Origin of the sequence: Flavobacterium cellulosilyticum (assembly GCF_004349355.1) — a bacterium.
GTDB classification, from domain to species: domain Bacteria; phylum Bacteroidota; class Bacteroidia; order Flavobacteriales; family Flavobacteriaceae; genus Flavobacterium; species Flavobacterium cellulosilyticum.
Genome location: NZ_SMFK01000003.1, coordinates 1 through 19,868 on the forward strand (window position 1 = coordinate 1; position 19,868 = coordinate 19,868).

Annotated in this window: 19 protein-coding genes and 1 pseudogene; 15 read left to right on the top strand and 5 right to left on the bottom strand. The window is 35.8% G+C overall.

Annotated elements, in window-relative coordinates; translation table 11 throughout:
- The 15 genes and pseudogenes from E0F76_RS06585 to E0F76_RS06655 all read left to right on the top strand — a co-directional run.
- A pseudogene (locus tag E0F76_RS06585) lies at positions 1-311 on the top strand (transcriptional regulator); the annotation flags it as partial.
- Between the two features lie 823 nt (positions 312-1,134).
- Positions 1,135-2,283, top strand: a complete 1,149-nt coding sequence (locus tag E0F76_RS06590) for an ABC transporter substrate-binding protein (RefSeq protein ID WP_132003170.1) — start codon at positions 1,135-1,137, stop codon at positions 2,281-2,283.
- Entirely contained in the window at positions 2,280-3,428 is a 1,149-nt protein-coding gene (locus E0F76_RS06595; protein ID WP_132003173.1) for a CaiB/BaiF CoA transferase family protein, read from the top strand. The genes E0F76_RS06590 and E0F76_RS06595 overlap by 4 nt, the downstream gene beginning before the upstream one ends.
- Positions 3,425-4,564 (top strand): CaiB/BaiF CoA transferase family protein, encoded by a 1,140-nt coding sequence (locus E0F76_RS06600; RefSeq protein ID WP_132003176.1) that lies wholly within the window; start codon positions 3,425-3,427, stop codon positions 4,562-4,564. The genes E0F76_RS06595 and E0F76_RS06600 overlap by 4 nt, the downstream gene beginning before the upstream one ends.
- The gene (locus E0F76_RS06605; RefSeq protein ID WP_132003179.1) at positions 4,564-5,790 is read left to right on the top strand and encodes an ABC transporter substrate-binding protein; all 1,227 of its coding nucleotides are present in this window, start codon (positions 4,564-4,566) and stop codon (positions 5,788-5,790) included. The genes E0F76_RS06600 and E0F76_RS06605 overlap by 1 nt, the downstream gene beginning before the upstream one ends.
- A gap of 57 nt (positions 5,791-5,847) precedes the next feature.
- A complete protein-coding gene (locus tag E0F76_RS06610) occupies positions 5,848-6,915 on the top strand; it encodes a Gfo/Idh/MocA family protein (protein ID WP_132003182.1) in 1,068 nt (355 codons plus the stop codon).
- A gap of 105 nt (positions 6,916-7,020) precedes the next feature.
- Entirely contained in the window at positions 7,021-7,461 is a 441-nt protein-coding gene (locus E0F76_RS06615) for a MaoC/PaaZ C-terminal domain-containing protein (protein WP_132003185.1), read from the top strand.
- A gap of 22 nt (positions 7,462-7,483) precedes the next feature.
- Positions 7,484-8,803 carry an L-fucose:H+ symporter permease gene (gene fucP, locus E0F76_RS06620; protein WP_132003188.1) on the top strand — a complete coding sequence of 440 codons (1,320 nt, stop codon included), beginning with the start codon at positions 7,484-7,486 and terminating at the stop codon, positions 8,801-8,803.
- A 39-nt stretch (positions 8,804-8,842) separates the two neighbouring features.
- Positions 8,843-10,624, top strand: a complete 1,782-nt coding sequence (locus E0F76_RS06625) for an L-fucose isomerase (protein ID WP_132003191.1) — start codon at positions 8,843-8,845, stop codon at positions 10,622-10,624.
- A gap of 490 nt (positions 10,625-11,114) precedes the next feature.
- Positions 11,115-11,363: a hypothetical protein gene (locus E0F76_RS06630; RefSeq protein WP_132003195.1), complete on the top strand. Its 249-nt coding sequence runs from the start codon at positions 11,115-11,117 to the stop codon at positions 11,361-11,363.
- On the top strand, positions 11,353-11,514 hold the full coding sequence (locus tag E0F76_RS19580) for a hypothetical protein (RefSeq protein WP_246021995.1): 162 nt from the start codon (positions 11,353-11,355) through the stop codon (positions 11,512-11,514). The genes E0F76_RS06630 and E0F76_RS19580 overlap by 11 nt, the downstream gene beginning before the upstream one ends.
- A gap of 369 nt (positions 11,515-11,883) precedes the next feature.
- A complete protein-coding gene (locus E0F76_RS06640) occupies positions 11,884-12,315 on the top strand; it encodes a hypothetical protein (RefSeq protein WP_132003197.1) in 432 nt (143 codons plus the stop codon).
- Positions 12,316-12,530: 215 nt separating this feature from the next.
- Positions 12,531-13,112, top strand: coding sequence for an RBBP9/YdeN family alpha/beta hydrolase (locus E0F76_RS06645; RefSeq protein ID WP_342773062.1), 582 nt, complete (start codon positions 12,531-12,533; stop codon positions 13,110-13,112).
- An 11-nt stretch (positions 13,113-13,123) separates the two neighbouring features.
- Positions 13,124-13,768 (top strand): DUF3826 domain-containing protein, encoded by a 645-nt coding sequence (locus E0F76_RS06650; RefSeq protein WP_132003200.1) that lies wholly within the window; start codon positions 13,124-13,126, stop codon positions 13,766-13,768.
- Between the two features lie 206 nt (positions 13,769-13,974).
- Positions 13,975-14,271 carry a hypothetical protein gene (locus tag E0F76_RS06655; RefSeq protein WP_132003203.1) on the top strand — a complete coding sequence of 99 codons (297 nt, stop codon included), beginning with the start codon at positions 13,975-13,977 and terminating at the stop codon, positions 14,269-14,271.
- Positions 14,272-14,455: 184 nt separating this feature from the next.
- On the opposite strand, the gene E0F76_RS06660 is transcribed toward E0F76_RS06655, so the two are convergent.
- From E0F76_RS06660 to E0F76_RS06680, 5 genes are all read right to left on the bottom strand, one after another.
- On the bottom strand, positions 14,456-15,928 hold the full coding sequence (locus tag E0F76_RS06660) for a sodium:solute symporter (protein ID WP_132003206.1): 1,473 nt from the start codon (positions 15,926-15,928) through the stop codon (positions 14,456-14,458).
- A gap of 58 nt (positions 15,929-15,986) precedes the next feature.
- The gene (locus E0F76_RS06665) at positions 15,987-16,925 is read right to left on the bottom strand and encodes a dihydrodipicolinate synthase family protein (RefSeq protein ID WP_132003209.1); all 939 of its coding nucleotides are present in this window, start codon (positions 16,923-16,925) and stop codon (positions 15,987-15,989) included.
- Between the two features lie 270 nt (positions 16,926-17,195).
- A complete protein-coding gene (locus tag E0F76_RS06670) occupies positions 17,196-18,026 on the bottom strand; it encodes an amidohydrolase family protein (protein ID WP_132003212.1) in 831 nt (276 codons plus the stop codon).
- Positions 18,027-18,036: 10 nt separating this feature from the next.
- Positions 18,037-18,834, bottom strand: coding sequence for an SDR family oxidoreductase (locus tag E0F76_RS06675; RefSeq protein ID WP_132003215.1), 798 nt, complete (start codon positions 18,832-18,834; stop codon positions 18,037-18,039).
- Positions 18,835-18,852: 18 nt separating this feature from the next.
- Positions 18,853-19,866 (bottom strand): zinc-binding alcohol dehydrogenase family protein, encoded by a 1,014-nt coding sequence (locus E0F76_RS06680; RefSeq protein WP_132003995.1) that lies wholly within the window; start codon positions 19,864-19,866, stop codon positions 18,853-18,855.
- Between the last annotated feature and the right edge of the window lie 2 nt (positions 19,867-19,868).

Consider the following 19,868-nt stretch of genomic DNA (forward strand, 5'->3'; position numbering starts at 1 on the left):
ATAAAATCAACTTTGAAATACTAGATGAAGTTTACGATGACATGATTATCAAAAAAGGAGACTTATTTATCACCATTGAAGAGTCTGATTTGGTTAATCTGGTCAAACAAATTAGAGATGAAGAATATGTTTTAGGTAAAGACATCGGAATAATATCTTACAACGATACACCCCTAAAAGAACTTCTGGGAATTACTGTTATATCAACTGACTTTAATAAAATGGGAGCTACAGCTGCTAGCATGATACTCAATAATGAAAAAGGAGAAGTCAAAATCCCTTTTAATTTTATTGATAGAGATTCAATTTAATCTCCTTTAATTTTTGGATCTCCTTAAATAAGTCATGGCCAAAAAGAATATCTATTGAAGATTGCTCTCTTTTTTCAATAATTAAATAATTAAGAAAAGGGATGCAACATAAACATAAATTTCGAATCTATTAATACAAACCCAGTTAACAACCTATAATAGATTAGCATGTACGATGCGACAACCAAAAAAGGAATAGACAATAGTCCAATTTCAGAAATATAAAAACCGATTGAACATTAAAACAAAATATTAATCATAAAATGAGCCTGCACAAAAAATATAATTAGGTGTCGTCTATAATAAAAAATACTCAAAATGAACCATTAATGTAATTTAATTACTACACCAAGTTTAGTTTTTCAATTCTACAGCTACAATTTTAGCAATTGCCGTGACTCATTTCGCAGAAAGAAAAGACTCGTCATCTTTACCATCAAGATGACTTAATATTTCTTCTGGTTTATAATATAAATGTACTATTTTTTATTTTTCAGAACCATTAGAGCCTTCCAATAATTCTGTTTAATACTCTAAATCGAAAGATGAAATGGTATAAAATGGAGGTTGTACTATTGGATTAGTCGTAAAAGAAACTAACTAATAATAGACAATTGACAGTGAAAATTGATTTAGTAGTTATATCTATATGAGTAATAAAATTTATAAGACTTAACATTTTTCACATTATAAAAATAGAATTTGATCTATTTAAAATTACTAATTGAATTAAAAAATTTAAATGATGATTTTCTTTTTTCCGCTAGGTAACTGAGAGGATAAAGAATTAACCGACAAGATAAAAATTAATTACAAAAAATACATGATACGATTAAAAGGAATAACCTGGAACCATACAAGAGGCCTATTACCAATGGTTGCAACAGCTCAACGTTTTTCTGAACTGCATCCCGAAATTGAAATTAGCTGGGAAAAAAGAAGTCTACAAGAATTTGCTGATGCTTCTATTGAAGATTTAGCAAAGAGATTTGATCTCTTAGTCATTGACCATCCTTGGACAGGTTTTGGTGCTCAAACAAATACAATCCTTCCGTTATCAGACTATTTTTCTGCTCCCTATATTAAAGACCAAAAAACAAATACCGTTGGTCGTTCTTTTGAAAGTTACATTTTTAGTGACAAACTATGGGCACTACCGATAGATGCTGCAACTCCGGTGGCTTCTGCCCGATTGGATATTTTAGAAAGACAAGGCTATAAAGTACCTCAAACCTATGATGATTTATTGGCTTTGGCAAAAAAAGGACTAGTCGCTTTTGCTGGGATTCCTGTTGATGTATTGATGAGTTTTTATATGTATTGTTGTAGTCTAGGTGAGGCTCCGTTTCAATCTCAAGAAAAAGTAATTTCTGTGGAAACAGGTACGAAAGCCTTGCAATTATTTCGTGAACTAGCACAACTAATTGATCCTGCCCATTTCAATAGAAATCCAATTCAGGTTTTTGAAGCAATGGTAAATTCTGACGAAATTGCCTATTGCCCTTTTGCTTATGGATATTCTAACTATTCTCGTATTGGCTACAGCCAAAATTTGCTTCATTTCTATGATTTGGTTCGATTGAATGACCAACCCATGATTAGCTCTTTGGGTGGAACTGGCTTAGCGGTTTCTTCTTTTAGTCAACACATCCCAGAAGCGATACAATATGCTGAATTTACAGGTTCGTCTCCAATTCAACAAACTATTTTTGCTGACAATGGTGGACAACCGGGTCACCTTCAAGCTTGGAAAAGCGAAAGAATCAATCTACTGACACATGATTATTTTAAAAATACTTTACCCGCTTTAGAACGTGCTTTCTTGCGTCCTAGATATGCAGGACACATGCATTTTCAAGATAATGCGGGCCATGTAGTACGTGAATATTTGATGAATGGCGGTGATGAAGAAGCTGTGTTGTCAGAATTAGATTCACTTTATGTGAAATCTTTAAATTTAGAAACCAAATGAAACCATTAGAAGGATTAGTTGTTTTAGAATTTTGCCAGTTTTTGGCAGGCCCTTCTGCGGGATTAAAATTGGCCGATTTAGGAGCGAGAGTCATCAAAATCGAACGTCCCATAAAAGGAGAAGCGTGTCGACAACTCAGCATCAAAGACCTTTTTGTAGATGATAGCAGTTTGCTTTTTCATACAATTAATAGAAATAAAGAATCCTTTGCTGCCGACCTTAAAAATGCTGAAGATTTAATTTTAGTAAAGAAATTAATCGCCAAGGCAGATATTATGACGCATAATTTCCGTCCCGGTGTAATGGATAAAATCGGACTCACCTTTGCGGATGTTTTGACGATTAACTCCAAAATCATCTACGGCACCATTACGGGTTATGGCGAAAAAGGGCCTTGGGCTAAAAAACCTGGACAAGATTTATTATTACAATCACTTTCAGGATTAAGTTGGCTCAGTGGTCGAAAAAGCCAAGAACCCGTCCCTTTTGGTTTGGCTGTAGCCGATTTAACGTGTGGCAATCATTTTGTTCAAGGAATTTTAGCGGCATTACTCAAAAGAGCAAAAACAGGGAAAGGAGTTCAAGTAGAGGTGAGTTTGCTGGAATCCGTTTTAGATATTCAATTCGAAGCGATTACTTCCTTTTTAAATGACGGAGGACAATTGCCTGAAAGAGGCGATGTCAAAGGAAGTGCACACGCATTTTTGAGTGCTCCTTATGGGGTTTATCAGACTCAAGATGGCTATATTTCTTTAGCGATGGGCGACTTACTTTTCATTGGAAACCATTTAGGTCTTGATTTAAAAAACTACGCAGACAAACAGTTGTGGTTTTCACAAAGAGATGAAATTCGAAATATCTTAAGCGAAAAACTGCTGACTCAAACTGCTGATTATTGGCTTGATTTATTGCAAAAACAAGGCGTTTGGTGCGGAAAAGTATTGGATTACAACGACCTAAACGATCAATCTTTTGTAAAAGATTTAAACTTGAAACAAACCGTAAAAAATAAATCTGGAAAAACATTGGTTACCACCAGATGCCCAATACAATTGGATGGTACAATTTTAACAAGTTCGAAAGCAGCTCCTAAAGTTGGAGAAGACAACTCAAGCATTCATGAACAATTTATAAAGAGTAGATGAAACCATTAGAAGATTATTTAATAGTAGATTTTAGCCAGTTTCTTTCCGGTCCATCGGCTAGTTTGAGATTGGCAGATTTGGGTGCACGCGTAATAAAAATTGAGAAACCAGGGACTGGAGACATCTGCCGAACGTTATACACTTCGGATTTGATTATGAATGGGGAATCTTCCATCTTTCATACCATCAACCGAAACAAAGAATCCTTTGCTATCGATTTTAAACAAGAGGCAGAACTTGAAAAATTAAAAAAATTATTAGCAAAAGCCGATGTTGTGATGCACAACTTCAGACCTGGAGTTATGGAACGTGTAGGTTTGAGCTATGAAGACGTTCAAAAAATAAATCCAAAGGTTATCTATGCCGAAATTTCGGGCTACGGTACAAAATCAGAATTAAAAGACTTGCCAGGACAAGATTTATTATTACAATCCTTGACGGCTTTGACTTGGTTGAGTGGCAATCAAGACGATGGCCCTGTTCCTATGGGCTTGTCTATTGTAGATATGCTTGCAGGAGCGCACTTGGCGCAAGGAATTTTAGCCTCCTTGTATCGAAAAGTCACTCATAACATCGGTGCATTAGTACAGGTAAGCATGCTGGAATCGGCTTTTGACTTTCAGTTTGAAACCATCACCACTTATTTTAATGATGGAGGGGAATTGCCTGTTCGAACCAAAAGCAACAATGCACACGCCTACTTAGGTGCGCCTTATGGAATTTACAAAACCAAAAACGGTTTTTTGGCACTGGCAATGGGATCGATTCCTGTTTTATCTTCTTTGTTACAATGCGATGCCCTTTTGCATTTTCCTGAAAATAAATTTGAATTACGAGACGATATCAAGAATATTCTTGCCACTCATTTTCGTACCAAAAACACAGAATATTGGTTGAATATTTTGGAGCCTGCTGATATTTGGTGTGCCAAAGTTTTGAACTACCAAGAACTTTTTGCCGAAGATGGTTTTAAAGTATTAGAGTTTACACAGCAAGTTGAAATGCTAGATGGTTATTCGTATCAAACCACACGATGTCCAATCAAAATCGATGGAGAATATTTTACTTCAACAAAGGGATCTCCTAAATTAGGACAAGATAATGAACGAATTATTAAAGAATTTATTGAGTGCTAATGACTAAAATAAGAATCGCAGTTAGAAAATTCGACCCTTTCGAAAGTACTTTACAAAAGCTTTGGGATCTGTTTTGCATTGAAAAAAACATCAATGTGGAAGCTGAAATGATTCCGCTGGAATTGCACGATTTGTACGAACAAACCATAACTCAAAGTGGTCTAAAAAAGGGGATTTGGGATATTGCGCACCTTAATACCGATTGGATTTTTGATGCTGCCAATGAAAAAGCAGTTCTCGATTTAAACCCATTAATCAGTCAGAATCCTCCACAAGATTATCCCCATGGTTGGCATCAATCCCTACTCCACTTGCAACAAATCAATAATGGAACGTATGGACTACCCTTTCACGATGGCCCAGAATGTTTGATATATAGAAAAGATTTGTTTGAAAATCCAATAGAAAAAGAAAATTTCAAAAAGCAATACGGTTATGAATTGCATCCTCCAAAAACTTGGGAAGAATTTATTGAAATAGCTACGTTTTTTAATAGATCTGAAGATAATTTACATGGTGCTGTTTTTGCCAATTATCCTGATGGTCACAACATGGTTTTTGACTTTTGTTTGCAATTGTGGACCCGAGGAGGATCTTTATTAGATTCTAAAAATCAAATTGATATTAACCATACCGCAGCAATTGAAGCATTGGATTTTTATAGACAAATTGTTAACAACAAAAATGCGGTGCATCCCAAATCAAAGGAATTTGGTTCGGTTGAAGCGGGTATGGCTTTCGCCAAAGGAGAAGCGGCTATGGCTATTAATTGGTTTGGATTCGCCTCCATGTGCGAAGTCATTGAAGATTCCAAAATAAAAGGCAAAGTGGATATTGCTGAATTGCCACACCATAAAAATCACCAAACGGCTTCATTGAATGTATACTGGTTGTACACCATTGGCGCAGGAAGTAAGCATCAACAACTAGCCTATGATTTTCTCCGTTTTGCCACCACAGCCGAAAGCGACAAATTATTGACCAAAGAAGGCGGTATTGGATGTAGAAAATCAACTTGGAATGACCCAGAAATCAATAAAACCATCCCGTTTTATCATAAATTAGGTATGCTTCACCAAACAGCATTAACCTTACCGCAAATACCTATTTGGCCCAAAGTTGCCGAATTAATAGATCAAATGGTATTGAAAGCGATAGAAAACGATGTTCCTTCTTCAAAATTACTAGAAGAAACACAAAATAATATTCTAAAAATAATTAACTAACCGTTTTCGAAAAGGAACACTTTGAAAAAATGAATTGAATTAAAAAATCCTATTATTATGAATATCGCTTATAAACCGTTATTGCCAGAAACGAACCAACCCATTATTATTATTGGTGCCAGTGGAATTGTAAAAGATGCCCATTTGCCTGCCTACAAAATGGCTGGTTTTACCGTTTTTGGGATTACCAATAGAACTTTTGCGAAAGCTCAAGCAATGGCTGCCGAATTTGGAATTCCACATGCTTTTGAAACCGTAGCAGATGCTGTTAAAAATGCGCCATCAAACGCTGTTTATGACATCACGGTTTTACCAGAACAATACATTGAAATTTTAGAACAATTGCCTGATGGTGCTGCCGTTTTAATTCAGAAACCAATGGGGAATGATTTGGCTGAAGCCAAAGGAATCCTAGAAGTTTGCGAGAGAAAAAAATTAGTGGGCTCAATCAATTTTCAACTTCGATTTGCCCCATTTGTAGCAGCAGCGCGCTATTTGATTAAAGAAGGAATCATTGGTGAATTGTATGATATGGAATTCAAAGTTACTGTGAATACGCCTTGGGAATTGTTTCCGTTGATTAAAGTACATCCAAGATTAGAGATTTTATTTCACAGTGTACATTATGTAGATTGTATTCGTTCATTTGTTGGTGATCCCAAAAGTGTTTTGGCCAAAACTTGGAAGCATCCCTTGAAGGATTTATCTTCTTCGCGTTCGACTATAATTTTGGATTATGGCGATACCATGCGAGCGGTGATTAATACCAATCACGATCATCATTTTGGCCCTGAACATGAAGAAAGCTACATTAAATGGGAAGGAACCAAAGGAGCAGTCAAAGCCAAGATGGGCTTGTTGATGAACTATCCCGCAGGTTTAGAAGATGTTTTTGAATATTCGGTGCAAAATGAATCAGGCAAATACGAATGGACAAAAGTTCAGCTTGAAGGTTCCTGGTTTCCAGAAGCATTTGTTGGAACAATGTCAAATTTGATGCGCTATAAAGAGGGTTCGGACAAGGAATTGTTTGCTAGCGTTAAAAATGTTCTTGGAACGATGAAAGTGGTAGAAGCTTGCTACATAAGCAATAAAAACGGAGGGATTCCCTTAGATGAATTATAATCAAGTCGAAAGTCAAAGGTCATAAAGTCTTTAAAGCGTTTTTCGTTGACACTTTTGCTTTTGACATTCGACTTTAAGACTTTACAACTTTTAAACTTAAAATATATGTATTTCAAATCCACCTTTTTCGAAGATTACCAACTCAATGAAAAAAGAGTAACCTTAGGTAGAACGATTACCGAAACTGATTTTGTAGTCCATGCAGGACATACAGGCGATTTCTTTCCGCATCATATGGATGAAGAATGGTGCAAGACACAACCCTTTGGCCAGCGTATTGCTCATGGCACCATGATTTTCAGTATTGGCATCGGTTTGACCGCATCCGAAATCAATCCTGAAGCTTTTTCTAAAGGTTACGACCGAATGCGATTTGTAAAACCGGTACACATTGGTGACACTATTCATTCTGAAATTACCATTGCTGAAAAAGGAGAAGCCAAAAGACCCGAAATGGGTACTGTAACAGAACATGTTGAAATCATTAACCAAAGAGGTGAAGTGGTATTAGTATGCGACCATTTATTATTAGTAAAAAAGAAATAACCTTATAACCACAAAATCCACTATGCAAATTACAAACCAAATTGGCGATCAACACGAAGTGCCAACAGAAAAGGGAGCGGGAAAAAAATACCTAATTCCTTTTATCTTAATTACCAGCTTATTTTTCCTTTGGGGAATGGCACACAATCTGGATTCTATTTTAATTCCGCATCTTAAAAAAGCCTGTGAATTAAACAACCGTCAATCGACATTGATTGATGCAGCAGTATTTTTTGCTTATTTTATTATGGCAATCCCCGCTGGAATGTTAATCAAACGATTTGGCTATAAAAACAGTATTATTATTGGTCTGTTGGTTTTTGCAATTGGAGCTTTTTTGTTCGTTCCCGCAGCAAATACCAGAACGTATGAATTATTCTTGTTTGCATTATTTATTATTGGATGTGGTTTAACAATTCTTGAAACGAGTGCTAATCCTTATGCTGCCATTTTAGGACCTCCTGAATCCTCCTCAAAACGATTGAATTTGGCTGCCTCTTTTAACGGTTTAGCCGCTATGGTTGCGCCAGTGGTTGGTTCATTGTTTATCCTATCAGGAAAAAACTATACTCCTGATCAAATGGATGCTATGCCAGACACTACAAGAGCAGCTTACTTGATGGAAGAAGCCGCTGCTGTAAAAATGCCTTATATTATCTTAGGAACAATCTTAGTTTTGGTTGCAATTTTATTTTATTTTATGCATTTGCCTTCCATGAAACCGCAACACACTGAAGTAGAAGTAAAACCTGGATTTTTCTCCGTTTTAAAATACTCCCATTTAAGTTGGGCTGTTGTAGCACAATTTTTTTATGTAGGTGCTCAAGTTTGTGTTACGAGTTTTTTTATTAGAATCGCCATTCAAGGTGCTGGTTTAGATGAAAAAACGGCTGCTTATTATCTTGGTATTTATGGCTTTCTGTTTATGGCAGGACGTTTTATTGGAACCTTCTTTCTACGATTTGTAAAAGACTATATTTTGCTTTCTATCTATTGTATAATAAGTGCTTTCCTTTGCCTAGTTGCCATTTACGGCACTGGAATCTATGTCATTTATGCCTTAGGAGGATTAGGTTTTTTTATGTCTATTATGTTTCCAACAATTTTTGCATTGGGAATAGTTGATTTAAAATCGAATACCGAAACCGGTTCTTCTTGGTTAGTAATGTCCATTGTTGGTGGTGCAATTCTTCCTTATGGAATGGGAACATTAATCGATATAAAACACGATGACATACAAGCAGGCTATATTATTCCATTAGTATGCTTCTTAGTAATTCTTTATTTTGGAGTATTTGGACATAAAGTAAAACAAGCCGTTTCAAGTCTACAAATTGAATAACAAACAAACTAGAAACTAGTAATCATAAAAGAAATAAAAATGAATTATAAAAACTTAATTGGACAATTACCAAAAATAGGAATCAGACCTGTAATCGATGGTAGATTGGACGGCGTTAGAGAATCTCTTGAAGAATCGACAATGAATATGGCGAGAATTGCCGCCGATTTCTTAGAGAAAAATCTTCGCCATGCTGATGGCAGCCCCGTAGAATGTGTAATTTCCGATACTTGTATTGGAGGCGTAGCCGAAGCTGCAGCTTCTGCGGACAAATTTTCGAGAGAAGGTGTAGGATTGAGTTTGACGGTAACCCCATGTTGGTGCTATGGCAGCGAAACTATCGATATGGATGCAACAATCCCTAAAGCTATTTGGGGTTTCAACGGAACTGAACGCCCGGGAGCGGTATATTTGGCGGCAGCCTTGGCGGGTCACAACCAAAAAGGAATTCCTGCTTTTGGTATTTACGGTCGCGATGTACAAGACAGTGATGATACCAGTATTCCAGATGATGTGCAACGAAAACTATTACTTTTTGCGAAAGCTGGTTTGGCTGTAGCCACCATGAAAGGCAAATCCTATTTGTCAATGGGTGCCGTTTCCATGGGAATTGCGGGGTCTATTATTGATCCAAACTTCTTCGAAAGCTATTTGGGAATGCGTTGCGAAAACATCGACATGAGCGAATTCTCTCGACGAATCGATCACGAAATCTACGACAAAGACGAATACCAAAAAGCCTTGGCTTGGACCAAAGCAAAATGCAAAGAAGGCAAAGATTACAATCCAATAGACCGACAAAAATCGAGAAAAGAACTCGATAAAGATTGGGAGTTTGTTGTAAAAATGGCATTGATTGGTCGTGACTTAATGATAGGAAATCCAAAACTAAAAGCCTTAGGTTATGGTGAAGAAGCCTTAGGAAGAAACGCTATTTCTGCTGGTTTCCAAGGACAACGACAATGGACAGATCATTTGCCGAATGGCGATTTTATGGAAGCCATCCTCACCTCCTCTTTTGATTGGAACGGCATCCGCCAACCGTTTATGTTGGCTACGGAAAATGATAGTTTAAATGGCGTTTCAATGCTCTTCGGTCATTTACTAACTGGCGCAGCCCAAATATTTAGTGATGTAAGAACCTATTGGAGTCCAGAAGCAGTCAAAAGAGTAACCGGCCACGAACTCAAAGGCGATGCTGCCAACGGATTCATTCACCTGATTAATTCTGGTGCATCGGCATTAGATGGTACGGGAGAGCAAACCATCGATGGCAAACCAGCCATGAAACCCTGGTGGAATATCACCGAAGCCGAAGTCGAAAAATGCCTCGAAAACACCACTTGGGGACCCGGAATGTTGGAGTATTTTAGAGGTGGCGGCTACTCCTCGACTTTCAAAACACAAGGCGAAATGCCGGTTACTATGTGCCGCATCAACATCGTAAAAGGCATTGGCCCCGTATTGCAAATCGCAGAAGGCAAAACTATCGCCCTTCCCGAAGAAGTGCACAACACCATCAACGAAAGAACCAATCCCACTTGGCCTACTACTTGGTTTGTACCGAATCTTACAGGCAAAGGACCGTTCAAGGATGTGTATAGCGTGATGTCGAACTGGGGAGCCAATCACGGCGCCTTTACTTACGGACACATTGGTGCTGATTTAATCACTTTGGCCTCGATGCTCCGAATCCCAGTAAACATGCATAATGTTCCCGAAGACCAAATTTTCAGACCAAGCGCTTGGGCATCTTTTGGCATGGATCCCGAATCCTCCGATTATAGAGCGTGTGCAACTTACAAGGCGTTGTATGAATAAAATAAGGTGATTTTTAATTGTAGATTGCTTCGCCAGTTCGAACAAGCTCTCGGCTAACGATTTCAGATTTCAGAAGTTTTTACCTACTATAATAACAGACAATGTTGTATTTATCAACACCAAATCTGAAATCAAGAATCGTTAGTCAAAAATCTGCAATCCTTATTGTTTTTTTTGGGCGTTACCACAAGGGTCGGGCTGTTCGCTGTATTCCCGATTAAAAAAAAATACGGCAAAAAAGCCTTGTTTTTCTAAATCGGGAGATGCCGCTCCCATCCCTAACGCAAACCCCAGAAAAATTCACTCATAAAGATACAAAAGGCTAGTTTGAACTATCGAACTAGTCTTTTCTGTTTATTAAAAAGGATTTGAATTTCAAGTATTTAAAAACATTTTTCCGAAATCATAAAACTAGTAAGATGGCATTATCTCACAAAAAATCTAGCTACATCAACTGGATTTTTTTATATCTTTGTGAAAAGCAATCATTATGACAACGATAACCATAAACGAACGTACCAAAGCAGGCAAAACATTATTGGAACTTGCCAAAATGCTTTCGGCTACAAACAAAGGAGTTATTATCGAAATGGATCAAAATGAACCAGCGGTAAAAGAAGAAAAAAATAAAACCGATGAATTCTTAAAAAAAGTAAGGCGTTCAGCAAAACACGCTCGAGAAATTGGTGCAGGAACTCGTCAAGGAAATTCTTTAGATAAATTGATGAATGAACTATAATCTCCAAACAACTGATGACTTTGATAGGGAGATTAAAAAATTAAGCAAAAAATTTCCATCTTTAAAAAACGATTTTCAAAACATTATTGACAATATCGAAAAAGAACTAGCCCTAGCGGATGATTTAGGCGAAGGATTCAAGAAAAATTAGAATCAATATCAAATCAAAAGGTAAAGGTTCTAGCGGTGGCGGCAGAATTATAACCTGCGAAACCATTATAGCGGTAAACAATAAATTGGTTCTTTTTGCTCTGATATACAACAAAGGCGACTACAATACCGTTGACTTGTCAGTTCTAAAGAAAAATTTAGGACTTTAACTCTAAAAAATATTTGCCAATAAATGTCCAAAAGGCTAGTTTGAGCTATTGAACTAGCCTTTTTGTTTTGTAAGAAAAAATAAACATATTTGATAAGAAATACACTCCTATTTGTCAAAACGAAAATATTTAGTTTTATTTAATTTGTAATGATTAATCTGTGAGTTAACGTTATTTTAATAAAACTAAAAAGAAAATTAATGCGAATATTTAAAAAACTATTTGGCAGTAATAAACTAAAAACAACCGACTCAGTATTTGGAGAAATTGAAAGCTTTTTTAAAAAAGGAAACAATGTAGGTTGGAAAATAAAGAAAATATTTATGGATTCTGCTATAGAAATCTTAATTGTTGGCAACAAAGACGGAATTTCCGAAAATCAAAGAAAAATCATTCTCGGCGCATTGAATGACGAATCAGAAATTAAAACTGAATCGGAAAAAGCACTTAGAGAACAATTTGAAAATGCCGAAATGGATTTTATATCAATTGATAAACATTTTGAACCAAAAGCAATTTCAATTCAAGAAAAAGGTTTCGAAATGTCATTTCAAGAAAAAGAAGGACAAAACTACTTTTTTAATGTGCATTTTGAAAACAATAAACAAGTAGGAGTTTCTATTGATAGCTAATACGAATGGAAATAATCATATAAATATTGATACAAATAAGAAAGTTTTAGCGTATTTTGGAGTGTCTAATAACAACTATTTAGCAAAAAAATCGACTTCCTTTTTCATTCCGTACTAATCTCAACAATTAAGACCTACAATCAGAGATTCCTTCGGAATGACAAATAAACACTTAACATTGTAAATTCTTTACAATAGTCCAAAAACAAATGGTTTTGAAAAACGAAAAAGATCAATTAATGAATAACAATACGACACAACTACTCATCATCCCTGGACTTGGTGGCTCGGGAGAGAATCATTGGCAGTCCTTTTGGTCAAATAAATATGAGAACGTTACAAGAATCAATCAAGAGGATTGGAACCAACCCAATCTGGAAAATTGGTTAATGGAACTTAATAACACGATTGTAAAACTAAATTGTCCAATAATTCTCGTGGCACATAGTTTGGCTGTTTCCTTAGTATTGCATTGGACAGAAATACATAGTAATTCTAACATCAAAGGCGCTTTATTAGTCGCTCCTGCAGATGTCGATTCTCCAATTCATACGCCTGAAATTCTTAGAGGTTTTGCAAAGATGCCAACTTCTAAACTTCCTTTTCCTTCAATTGTAGTTGCAAGTGAAAATGATGATTATGTTAGTCTTGAACGAGCCCAATATTTCGCAGAAAAATGGGGGAGTGATTTTATAAATATCGGTCTCAAAGGACATGTAAACGCTGAATCTAAATTAGAATTTTGGGAAGAAGGGCAAATTATTTTACAAAAGTTAATTCAAACAACAAATCAATAAAAACAAATCCCATGAAAAACAAAATTCTCATAATAGCAATACTATTCGCACTATTCCTTTCAAACACAACCTTCGCACAAGAACAAGAAAATAAAGCAGCTGAATGGGTGACTTCTTTAAATTTGAATGACAGCGCAAAAGAACTCCGACTCCAAACCATAATTGCGACCCATTTGAAAACGGTTCGCGACTGGAATAACGATCATCCTGGGACAATGGTACCAGCAGGAATTAATCCAGCCACTGGACAAAAATTGAGTGATTTGGATCGGCAAATTATCGCCCAATCGGCTATGCCAAAAACAGTTCATGACAATCTGATGACGGGCCTTCGCAAAGAACTCACCGAGGAACAAGTAGAACTTATTTTGGACAAATATACTATTGGAAAAGTACAATTTACGATGCCCGTTTATAAGGCTATTGTACCAAACATGACCCTACAAGAAGAAGAAACCATTCTCAACTATTTGAAACAAGCTCGTGAACAGGCTGTCGATTATAAGAGTATGAAACAAATATCGGCGATTTTCGAAATTTACAAAACAAAATCAGAGCAGTATCTCAACAGTAATGGTCGCAATTGGAGACAAATGTATAAGACTTTCACGGATGATTTAAAAGCAAAAAAAGAAGCTGAGAAAACAGCGAAATAAATTGACACTAGTATAATAATTATGGATTTGTGTAATTAGTATAAAAACACCAAAAAAGAAGACATAAATATTTAAACCAAAACTAGAAACAACAAATAATCAAATATAATTAACTGTTTTTCAATACTTTAACTTTACTTTCAATTGTATTATTTCATATCTTTATACTGTTAAAATTATTTGTTTAATTCTTAAATAGTGTAATCATGTATATCGTTCGTGAAATATTTTATTTGCAATTTGGCCGTTATAAACAGGCTAAAGTTTTGCTAGATGAAGCCTCAAAAGGCGGATTGATGCCCCAAACAAGTGGTAACCGATTTTTAACTGACTTTACAGGCAAAAGCTATCGACTGATTTTTGAATCTTCTTATGCCTCGCTCGCCGAATTTGAAAAAGGACTTGAAAAAGAAATGGGTACGACAGATTGGAAACAATGGTATGAAAAATTCAAAGCCTGTGTGAGCCATTCCGAAAGAGAAATTCTAAAACAGATTTCCTGATTTATATAAACTTAAATCTAAGTTTCAATAATTTCCATTTTATAAAATAGCTTGAAAAGATTCCTCATTCTTATTTATAAAAAGTTTGTGATGCAAACATTAATTCATTTTTCTAAATCATTGCTACATCAAAAAAAGCCAGCTTAAAATTTCAAGCTGGCTTTGTAAATTTATAAAATTCGTGTTATTCCTCTTTAGGTTTCATGAAAATTGAAGCTAAAAAACCAACCAGAAAAATGGCAATGGTTCCAAATACAATGGTCAAATAGGTATGAAAAGAAGTTCCAACTGTATCTTCACCTAAAAAGATATTGGCTGTACTCATCCAAAGGATAACTAATATTCCCGCAATTACACCAATGATGGCTCCTTTTACATTTTTGTGATGGGAGAATAATCCCAAGAGAAACAATCCCAACATTCCACCACTAAAAATTGAGGATAATTTCCACCAAGCATCCAAGGCACTTTTTACATTAATCATAGCAATTCCAATCCCAATCCCGATAATACTGATTATGGCAGATGAAATATACAGCACTCGCATGCGTTGTTTATCTGAAGCTGTTTTTTTGAAATATTTATCGTAGTAATCCGTCAAGAAAACCGTTGCCGAACTATTAAAACTAGTCGAAATCGTACTCATTCCTGCTGCAAAAATAGAGGCAATCATTAAACCCGTAAGTCCAGGAGGAAGTGCGTGAACAATGAAATAAGGAAATACACGGTCGCTTTTTGCCGCATCTTGCAATTCTATAGGAAGTGTTGTTGCCGAATGATAATAGGCAAAAAGTGCTGTACCAATAAATAGAAAAAGAGCAGAAATAGGCAAATAAATTAAACCTCCTATTAAGGCTGATTTTTGGGCTTCTTTATCAGATTTCGATATCATGTAGCGTTGCACATAATTTTGATCAATCCCATAATTCTGCAAATTAATAAATACACCATAAATCAAAACCACCCAAAATGTAGGTTGAGTTAAATCCAAATCAAAACTTCCTAAACTGAATTTATCATTGGCTGCGGCTATGCTAAATATTTGGCCTGGTCCTTCTGGCATTGCATAAAGCATAAAAACAATACAAGCAACTGCTCCGACAATCAAGATAATTCCTTGTATTGCATCGGTCCAAAGCACTGCTGAAATCCCTCCCAACATCGAATAAACGGCGACGATTAAGCCGGTAAAAATAATGATGGTAGCAATATCCCATCCTATAATAGCATTTAAGGTTAAAGCCAATAAATACAAAATGGTCCCAATACGCATCAACTGTGTCAATAAATAACAAAGAGAAACATAAATCCTTGCCCAAGGACCAAATCGCAATTCCATATACGTATAGGCAGATGGACTATTAATTTTTCTGTATAAAGGAACGAAGTATTTAACGGCAATTAAAGTGGAAATAGGCAATGACAAACTAAATGCCAAGGCATTCCAATTCGACTGGAACGCATTTCCAGGCAAAGCCAAATAACTAATACTGCTGACAAAAGTGGCGAAAATGGACATGGTAACCACCCAACTTGGAATCGTTTTATCGCCTAAGGTATAGGCTTCTGACGTTCTATTTTTTTTAAAAAAGGAACCCCCAAAAAGAGCAATTCCCAATATGTAAACAAAGAAAACGATAAGATCAATGGTATTCATAAGTGGTTAATTTGGTTAGAAATAGTATGTTGTATTTGTATTCGAATTCGTTTTTTTATTACAAAGCGCTGTTAACCTTGATTTCTATTTCTTTAATATTTGCAATTACCTTTACCATTTCTTTTTCGTCAAAAGTGGTAAAAGGAGCAGCTATATTTGCATTGATAATTCCCAATGCGGCCAAAGCACCTTTTAACCCTTTCAAATAACTGGATCCATAAGATCCCACAGTGTAAATTTTAGTACTAATTTCCATTACTAGGGTTTGCAATTCCTCTATTCGTTCAAAATCTTTGGCTATTGCAGCATGATATAAGGCAACGTATAACTTTGGAAAAAGATTGGCACCGCCATTAACACCACCATTTCCACCCATCAAAACAGTTTCAGCAGTAATTTCTTCAGGACCAACAAGAAGACTGAAATTTTCTTTGGCTTTCAATAAATAAACCAAGGATTGGAAATAAACCGCATTCGCTGAACTGTCTTTTAAACCAATTATATTGGAGTGTTCAGACAAACGAACCACTGTTTTAACATCAATATTAATTTTCGTATGTGAAGGCATGTTGTATAAGAAAAGTGGTAAGGTCAATTGATCTGCAAGACTCCAGTAATACTTGTATAATTCCTCTTGTCCCAAACCATAATAATAAGGTGGGGCAGCTACAACCGCAGCAGCTCCAGCTTTTTTGGCAATTATTGCCAGATGAATGCTTTCCTCGATTGAAGTATCTGTAATTCCCACAAATACAGGAACTCTTCCATTAACTGCTTTGCAACTTTCTACGATGAGTTGTTCCCTAGTTTTATAACTCAAACTCGTTGATTCCCCTGTTGTCCCTAGAATGAATATCCCGTGAACACCTCCTGCAATTAAATGTTCTACGAGATTTTTCGCTCCATTTACGTCTAATGTTAGATTATCCGATAATAAAGGAGTTACCATTGGTGGAATAATTCCACTAAAAATTGTATTTATTGTTTGTGCTGACATTTTTATTTTTTTATTTTTTTGTGTATATTTATTTTCCCTGCTCAACGATTTACATGCTTGTAGAATGTGGCCGTTGAGAGACTATATAAAATTTGTACTGTTTTTTAAATTTGATGGTCTACAATTCCGACTTCTTATTTTCCTCTTAATTTTATACTTGAATTGTAAAAGGAATCTGAAGATCTAAAACTGATGAATAAGGGTGTAAATTCAGGAAGAACTACTCTAGTTAAATGATTATAAACTAATCATTAAAAAATCATTCTCCCTTTATAGATTATAAAAAGTGTTGGCATTGCCATACCAAATCAGATCCTGTTCTAACAAGGGTAATTGTGAAATATATTCCTCCATTATTTTTACAACAATTGTATAATTTGCTGCCAAATTACATACCGGCCAATCAGATCCGAACATTAATTTTTTTGTTGTGAAATTTTCAAAAATCACATCGAGATACGGTCTTAGGTCATCGGGTTTCCATTTATTCCAGTTCGCTTCGGTAACCATTCCTGAAATTTTGCACATGACGTTTTCAGCTTGTGCCAGTTCCTTGATGTCCTCTTTCCATGAAAGAATAGCACCGGATTTTATATCTGGTTTTGCAATATGGTCAATTACAAACGCCTGATTTGGAAAAGAATTAACTAAATTTATGGCTGCCGGCAATTGACGATGAAAAATGAGAATATCATAGGTATAATTATGCTGTTTTAATTCGTTAATGCCGTTTCGAAAATCTTTCCTAAACATAAAATCATCGGATTCTCCTTGTACGACATGTCTAAATCCTTTCAGCTTTTTTTGGGTTGAAAATAATTCTAGCCTTTTAGCACTATTTTTATCCAGTAAATCAACCCAACCTACCACACCTTTGATGAAATCATTTTTAGACGCTAAATCTAGTAAGAAATCAGTTTCTATTTCGGATTGACTTGCTTGAACCGCTACACAGTCAGAAAAACCATTTTCGTTGAGTATTGGCAAAAGATCTTCAGGCAGAAAATCTTTTTGAATTTTCTGCATCGATTCGTCTATCCAATTGTCTCTGATAGGATCGAATTTCCAAAAATGTTGGTGGGAATCGATTCGTTTATGCATCAATTTATTATTAATTTATATCATTTATTAATGCACGATCTAGATGTACATAACCACCATCAATAAAAACGAATTGCCCTGTAGTATGTGAAGAACGTTCCGAAATAATAAAAAGTGCCGCATCAGCAATTTCTTCAGTACTAGTCATTCTTGACTCAAAAGGAATTGTCTTATTGATTTTTTTCAACACCATTTCACCATCAGGAAGTGTATTTATCCAATCTTCATAGGCAGGTGTATAACATTCTGCAATAATTAGAGCATTCGAGCGTATGCCATATTGAATTAAATCAACAGCCCATTCTCGCGTTAGACCTAACACTCCCCCTTTTGCAGCGGCATAGCCAGAAGTTCCTCCTTGCCCTGTTAAGGCAACTTTAGATCCAATATTGAGAATATTTCCTTTTGATTCCTTGAGGTACGGAAGCGCAAACTTGGTTAGTAAAAAATAGCTAACCACATTTAGTTTTAATGAGTTCATGAACTCTTCATAACTGGCATCCAATCCCGCTCCATCATTTACCCCAACGTTATTAATAACAGCATCTATTCGTCCGTATTTATCAATAATTTTTTTTATGGCAGATTCCATTTGAACTGGATCTGTTACATCTGTTTGTGCAAACAAGGAGTCCACTCCTATTTTCTGGAGTGCTTCCACATAATGATAACCTCTATCATTTCGGTCAACAAGTACAGGTATTGCGCCTTCATCGGCCAATCTTTTTACAATAGTTTCTCCAATGCTTCCTGGTTTACCTGCGGATCCTGAAATAACAATTATTTTATCTTTTAATCTTAAATCCATTTTTTAAAGTAATTAAAATTAGTCTAATTCTATCAACGCTTTGATGACATTATTTTTGGGATCAATCCATTTTTCGAATTCATTAATCATCTCTGAAAATTTTGCTCGATGTGTAATGTATTTTTTAGGATCTATTTTACCTTTTTTAAGACAATCAATGACATATGTAAAATCATCAATAGTTGCATTTCTGCTACTCATTAGAGTTGATTCCCGTTTGTGAAAATCAGGATGACTAAAGCTGAGTTCCCCTTTTTGCAGCCCAACTAACACAAATCTACCTCCATGAGCAATATAATTAAAAGCACTGTTCATAACGTTACGATTACCCGTTGCATCTATAACAACTGTTGGCATGTCTCCGTTCGTGATTTCAATAAGTCTTGAAGTCACATCTTCCAATGTTGGATTTATGGTTGCATCTACATTAAGTTCTGTTTTACAAAAATTAAGTCTGTATTCATTTATATCCAAAGCGATTACTTTTGCTCCAGCTATTTTTGCAAATTGCATCAGTCCCACTCCTATTGGTCCTGCCCCCATTACAAGTACAGTATCATTTGCATTTACAGCTGCCCTTCTAACACCGTGAGCCGCTATAGCTAAAGGTTCCACTAAAGCCAATTGATCATAATCCAATCCCTGACCGTGAAGTAAATATTGTTCTGGGATGGTGATGTATTCAGCCATTCCCCCATCGATATGAACTCCAAAAACTTTAATTTTTGCACAGCAATTGGTTAGTCCATTTCTACAAGCCACACATTCCCCACAATGAAAGTAAGGTATAAAAGTGACCTTGTCACCAGGTTTGTATCCTTCCGCTTCGCCTTCAATATATTCAGCAGCGAGTTCGTGACCTAAAATACGTGGATATTCAAAATAGGGTTGTGTTCCTCCAAAGGCATGAATGTCTGTGCCACAAACGCCAATCTTCCTAATCTTTAATAACACTTCCCCTTTTTTACGCGATGGCATAGGTTTTTCTTTCAATATAAACTCATGGGGTTTTTCGCAAACTATATATTTCATCA